Here is a 1,432-nt window from a genome sequence, read left to right as displayed (position 1 = left end):
GGGTGAGGGTGAGTCACCCCTGCGACGGGGTAAACCTTGCCACCAGCGTATGGCTCTCCGCCGGATAGACAAACCGCACGTGAGTCACCGGGTGCTCGGCGCTCCAGGTGCGGCGCTCGACCACCAGGCAGGGCGCGCCCGGATCGATGTCGAGCGCGTCGGCGATTGCCTCGTCCGCCGCCATGGCGCGGATGCGGTGCTCGGCCTCGCTCCACGGCACGCGGCCGATCAGCCAGGGGCCTGGCGCGATCTCGAGGAATTCCTCCTCGGCCGCCTCGGCCACGGCGGAGAGGTTGATCAGCCGCTGCTCGAGCGCGAACGGCCGTTCGCCGGCAAAATGCAGCCCTTCCAGCGCGAGCACCGGACCAGACGCGTTGAGCCCGAGAAGCGCCCGATCCTCGGCGCTGCTGCGCCGCTTCAGGCGCTCCAGCCGCTCATAGCGATAGGGCAGGCCGAGCGCCTCGACCTCGATCCTGATGTCGTGCAGCTCCAGCACCGCCGCCTGCGACTGCGGCTGGCGGACGAAACTGCCGGAACGGCGGCGACGCTCAATGAGCCCCGCCTTGGCCAGCTGCGACAGCGCCTTGTTCACCGTCATGCGCGAGCAATTGTACTGAGCCGTCAGCTCGTGCTCGAAGGGGATGCGATGTCCAGGCGCCCAAGCGCCCGACAGGATCTTTTCACGGATGTCGGACAAGATGCGCTGGTGCAGCGACAGGATCTCGCCGCCCTCGACATCGTCTGTCTCGACCAGGCTCATCGGATGGATCCTGCTTCAGCCTTGCGACAATGCGGTCATGACTTCGCGGAACCGCGCGGCGACAGCCTCGCGCTTCGCATGCCGGCCGCCGCTGACCTGTTTCCTGCCATGCACCCACACGCAATCGACCGTGCCGCCATTGGCGAAAATCCAGGCATCGAGAATCGCGTCGCCCGCCTTGCCGGCCAGCGATGGATGGTTTTGGTCGATCGAGACGAGATCGGCAGGGCCGCCGGTGGCAATCTGTGAAGGACCTGCCCCAAGCGCCCGACTGCCGCCATCAAGCGCCGCATCGAACAGCGCCCGTCCCGTCGAGCCGCCGGCGCGGGCCAGCACGTTGCGGGCGCGGTGGGCAAGGCGTTGCGAATATTCGAGCTGCCGAAGCTCGTCCGGCAGGCCGATCAGCACATTGGAATCGGAGCCGACGCCGAAGCGGCCGCCATGCTCGATGAAGAGCGGGGCCGCGAAAGTGCCGTCGCCGAGATTGGCCTCGGTGATCGGACAGAGCCCGGCAATCGCGCCGCTCTTCGCCATCGCAACCGTTTCGGCCTCGGTCATATGCGTGGCGTGGATCAGGCACCAGCGTTGGTCCACCTTTGCATTGGCGAGCAGGAATTCGACCGGGCGCTTGCCCGACCAGGCGATGCAGTCTTCAACTTCCTTCACCTGTTC

2 protein-coding genes are annotated in these 1,432 nt (G+C 67.0%); both read right to left on the bottom strand.

Annotation, left to right across the window (positions count from 1 at the left end):
- Positions 1-13: 13 nt before the first annotated feature.
- Positions 14-760, bottom strand: coding sequence for a histidine utilization repressor (gene hutC, locus EOD07_RS34300; protein WP_127238343.1), 747 nt, complete (start codon positions 758-760; stop codon positions 14-16).
- A 15-nt stretch (positions 761-775) separates the two neighbouring features.
- On the bottom strand, positions 776-1,432 hold a 657-nt coding region (locus EOD07_RS34295), incomplete at its 5' end, for an amidohydrolase family protein (protein WP_164772835.1).

The organism is Mesorhizobium sp. M2C.T.Ca.TU.002.02.1.1 (genome assembly GCF_003997225.1).
The sequence above is the reverse complement of the archived record's forward strand: the minus strand, read 5'-3'. Positions and strand labels throughout refer to the sequence as shown.

What these genes read in the sequence shown, in the direction of transcription:
- hutC (WP_127238343.1), bottom strand. Translation starts at nt 760, where the DNA reads ATGAGCCTGGTCGAGACAGACGATGTCGAGGGCGGCGAGATCCTGTCG.